The sequence below is a fragment of the Streptomyces beijiangensis genome (genome assembly GCF_017315755.1).
GTDB lineage: Bacteria > Actinomycetota > Actinomycetes > Streptomycetales > Streptomycetaceae > Streptomyces > Streptomyces beijiangensis.
Genome location: NZ_JAFLRJ010000325.1, coordinates 1 through 4,219, shown reverse-complemented (window position 1 = coordinate 4,219; position 4,219 = coordinate 1). Strand labels below are relative to the sequence as shown.

Here is a 4,219-nt window from a genome sequence, read left to right as displayed (position 1 = left end):
ACTGCGAGGTGGCCCTGCGCCTGGCCCTGAGCTACATCGTGGCGCCGGGCGGACAGGGGGTGGAGGGGGTGGGCCGGCTGGTGCGGGACGCGGCTATGAGGTCTTGAGCCAGCCGACCTTGGTGTAGTCCGTGTCGGCCAGACCGAAGGCGCCGTAGTTGGCGAGGCCCTTGCGGACCGCGTCGATCTGCGGCCGCTGGTAGAGCTCGATGGAGTGGCCGAGCTTCCAGATCTCGACGTCCGCCTCGTTGTAGAGCTTGACCGACTCGGCGTGGTCGGTGGTCTCGCCCGCCTTCGTCAGCAGTGCGTCGATCTCCGGCGAGCCGACCGAGCCGAAGTTCTGGAAGAGGTTCTTGCCCTTCGGCTCGCGGAAGACCGGGGTCAGCATCGTCTGGTAGACCGCGTCGACGTTGCGGAAGCTGACGAGGTCGAAGTTGCCGGTGTTGACGAACTTGCTGAAGTAGTCGTTGGCCGGGACCGACTTGATCGCGACCTGTACGCCCACCGCGCCGAGCATCTGCTGCACCAGCTCCGCCTGGTCGCTCTGGGCCGAGGTGCCGCCCGCGCTCAGCGTGTAGTCCAGCGTGAGCTTCTTGCCGTCCTTGGTACGCGGCTTGCCCTCGCCCGCGTCCTTCCAGCCGGCTTCCTCCAGGAGCTTCTTCGCCTTCTCCGGGTCGTAGGTGTCGAACGAGCTGGAGTTGTCCTGGTACCCCTCCTGGTTCGGCATGAAGAAGTGGTTGTTCAGCGGCTTCAGCTCGAAGGAGAGGTCCTTGCCGAAGCTCTCGTTGACGCCCGCCCTGTTGATCGCCGACTGCAGCGCGTTGCGCACCTTCACGTCCTTCAGCGGGCCGCGGCCGCCGTTGAGCGTGATGTGCACCTCGTCCCAGCGTGCGCCGCGCCTGATGTCGGTGTCGGCCGCCTTGGCCAGGCGCTTGTAGTCCTCGGGCAGCAGCGCGACCGTCTCGTCGATCTCCTTGTTGAGGTACGCCTCGGTGCGCGCGGAGGAGTCCAGGACGCGGTATACGACCGAGTCCAGCTTCGCCTTCGTGCCCCACCACTTGGGGTCGGGGACGATCGTGATGGTCTGGGCGGTCTTGTCGTACGTACCGACCTTGAAGGCCGCGCCGGTGACCGGGGCCTTCTCCGACCAGCCCTTGTTGAACTTCTCCGGGGTGTCGATGTACGAGGCCGGGTAGAGCGGGTCGAAGAGACGCTGCCAGTCGGCGTAGGGCTTGCTGAACGTGACCTTGACGCCCTGGGCGCCGGTGCCCTGCCCGACCTTGGATATCTGGTCGTAGCCGGAGGTGTCGGCGGCCTCGTACGCCGCGTTCGTGCCGTTCAGCGCCTTCCACTGCGCCGCGAAGTCCTGCCAGCTCAGCGGTTTTCCGTCGGACCACTTGGCCTTCGGGTTCAGCGTGTACTCCACCACCTGCGGGCTGGTCGAGGTCACCTTCGCCGAGAGGAGGAAGTCGGTGTTGGCGTGGATCGCGCCCTTGGCGTCGGAGTCGAACAGGTCGGGCAGTACGGCTTTGATGAGGTCCTGGGCGTCGCCCTGCGAGCCGTCGACCGTGTTGATGTTGTACTGGCTGATCCACTGGTCGATGGCGAACCGCAGCGAACCGCCCTGCTTCAACTCGGCCAGTGGACGGACGTTGATGCCCTGCCCGTCCACCTTCGGCGCCGCCTGCTTCGCGGCCGGCTCGGCATCGTCGCCGGAGGAACCGCAGCCGGACACCACCAGAGTGGCCGACGCGGCTGCGGCGATGGCGAGGACGGTGGTTCTGCGCATCGGAATTCTTCCTCCGGTTCAGGTGCGGCCTGATCGAGGCCGCAGGCTCCGCAGACCGTAAGCCGGTGCCGAGGTGCGGCGGGAGGGGCTCAGGAGCACTGCAACGGAGTATTCGCATGTACGCAACAAATGGCGGTCAGACTGGACCCACAAGCCGACGACCTGCACCTATCGGTCCTGCCGCGGCGTGATCCCGTCACCCTTCCTGCGGAGGACCCCCACCCGTGGCCGCCTATCTGGCCAAGCGACTCGGCTACTACGCCGTCCTGTTGCTCGTCGCCGTCTGCCTCTCCTACCTGCTGTCGTCGCTGGCGCTCGACCCGCGTGCGTACTACGAGGGCCGCCAGCCCCCGCTGTCGCCCGCGGCCGTCGACCACCACCTCACCGCGCTCGGCGTCAATGACCACGAACCGCTGACGACCCGCTTCCTGCGCTGGGCGGGGCACGCGGTGCGCGGCGACCTCGGGCAGACCATCGACGGCACGCCGGTGGGCGCGGAGTTCGGGCGGCGGATCGGGGTGAGCCTGCGGCTCCTGCTGCTCGGTACGGTCGCGGGCACCGTCATCGGGGTGCTGGCCGGGGCGTGGACCGCCGTACGCCAGTACCGGATCTCCGACCGCGTGGTGACGCTCGCGTCCTTCGCGCTCCTCTCGACTCCCGTGTTCCTGCTGGCGGTTCTGCTGAAGATCGGTGCGATCTGGTTCAACCAGACGACAGGGACCGAGGTCATCCGGTTCACCGGCGAGAAGAGCCCCGGCGTCGACTCCGGGTTCTGGGCCGTGTTCAAGGACCGCGGGGTGCACCTGCTGCTGCCGACCGTCTCCATCGCGCTCGGCACGATCGCCGGATACAGCCGCTATCAGCGTTCCACCATGCTCGACGTCCTCGGCTCGGACTATCTGCGCACCGCCCAGGCCAAGGGCCTCACCCGGCGCACCGCCCTGCTCAGACACGGGCTGCGGACCGCGCTGATCCCCATGTCGACGTACTTCAGCTACGGGTTCCTCGCACTCTTCACCGGCGCCACCTTCACCGAGACGATCTTCGGCTGGCACGGCATGGGCGAGTGGTTCGTCTCCTCGATCGGCAAGAACGACGTCAACTCGGTCGTCGCCGTCAATGTGTTCGCCGCCGTGGTGGTCCTGCTGTCCGGCTTCCTCGCGGACGTCCTGCACGCCGCGCTCGACCCGCGTATCCGCCATGCCTGAGGAGTACGACCCGTCATGACCGCCGTCATAGAGACCGCCGCCGCGGACGCGGCCGGCCAAGGGGCCGAGCCGATACGGCCGGTGGGGCGCGCCGGCGTGGTGCTGCGCCGGTTCGTACGCAACCGGGGCGCGCTCGCCGGGGGTGTCGTCCTGCTGCTGCTCTTCCTGCTCGCCTTCGTCGGGCCGCTCGTCAGTCCCTGGGACTACGCGCACATCGACTACTCCGCGCTGCGGGAGGGACCGAGCGCCGACCACTGGTGGGGCACCAACCGGATCGGCCAGGACGTCTTCGCGCAGACCGTGCGCGGGCTCCAGAAGTCCCTGGTCATCGGGTTGTTGGTGGCGCTCTTCTCGACCGTTCTCGCCTCATTGGTCGGCGCCTGCGCCGGGTACTTCGGGGGGTGGACGGACCGCGTGCTGATGTTCTTCGTCGATCTGCTGCTGGTCTTTCCGTCGTTCCTGATCATCGCGATCGTCTCGCCGCGGTTGAGGGGCGGGGGCTGGTTCGCGTTTGTGGCGCTGCTCGCTGTCTTCGGGTGGATGATCACGGCGCGAGTGGTGCGGTCGATGACGCTGTCGCTCAAGGAGCGCGAATTCGTGCGGGCGGCCCGGTACATGGGGGTCGGCCCCTTCCGGATCATCTGGCGCCATGTGGTGCCGAACATCGCCTCGTTCCTGATCATCGACGCGACGATCGCGGTGGGCGGGGCGGTGATGAGCGAGACGGCGCTCTCGTACTTCGGCTTCGGTGTGCAGGCGCCCGACGTCTCGCTCGGCACGCTCATCGCGTCCACGACGGGGGCGGCCGTGACGTACCCGTGGATGTTCTTCTTCGCCGCGGGGCTGCTCATCGTGTTCGTACTCGCGGTGAATCTTGTGGGGGACGGGTTGCGCGACGCGATCGATCCGACCTCACGCCGGAAGGGGACCACGTCATGACCGCCGTACTGGAAGTGAGCGGCCTGGAGGTCGACTTCGACGGCCGGCCGGCCGTCCGCGGGGTCGGCTTCTCGCTGGCGCGGGGTGAAGTGCTCGGACTGGTCGGGGAGTCGGGCTCCGGCAAGTCGGCGACCGCGCTCGCGGTGCTCGGGCTGCTGCCGTCGAACGCGGCAGTACGGGGCTCGGTGCGGCTCGATGGCGAGGAGCTGGTCGGGGCGTCGGACGCGGCGCTGTCGAAGGTACGCGGCAGCAGGATCGCGATGGTCTTCCAGGACCCGCTGTCG

General features: G+C 68.0%; 4 protein-coding genes. 3 read left to right on the top strand and 1 reads right to left on the bottom strand.

Going from position 1 to position 4,219, the window contains the following annotated elements:
- Nucleotides 1-93: 93 nt before the first annotated feature.
- A complete protein-coding gene (locus J0695_RS28895; RefSeq protein WP_206966897.1) occupies nt 94-1,788 on the bottom strand; it encodes an ABC transporter family substrate-binding protein in 1,695 nt (564 codons plus the stop codon).
- 224 nt (nt 1,789-2,012) lie between these two features.
- Here J0695_RS28895 and J0695_RS28890 point away from each other — a divergent pair, with 224 nt between their 5' ends.
- The 3 genes from J0695_RS28890 to J0695_RS28880 form a co-directional block, all read left to right on the top strand.
- A complete protein-coding gene (locus J0695_RS28890; protein WP_206966895.1) occupies nt 2,013-2,996 on the top strand; it encodes an ABC transporter permease in 984 nt (327 codons plus the stop codon).
- A gap of 15 nt (nt 2,997-3,011) precedes the next feature.
- Nucleotides 3,012-3,935 (top strand): ABC transporter permease, encoded by a 924-nt coding sequence (locus J0695_RS28885; protein ID WP_206966893.1) that lies wholly within the window; start codon nt 3,012-3,014, stop codon nt 3,933-3,935.
- Nucleotides 3,932-4,219, top strand: a 288-nt coding sequence (locus J0695_RS28880) for an ATP-binding cassette domain-containing protein (RefSeq protein WP_206966891.1), incomplete at its 3' end; no start/stop codon positions are given. The genes J0695_RS28885 and J0695_RS28880, both read left to right, overlap by 4 nt.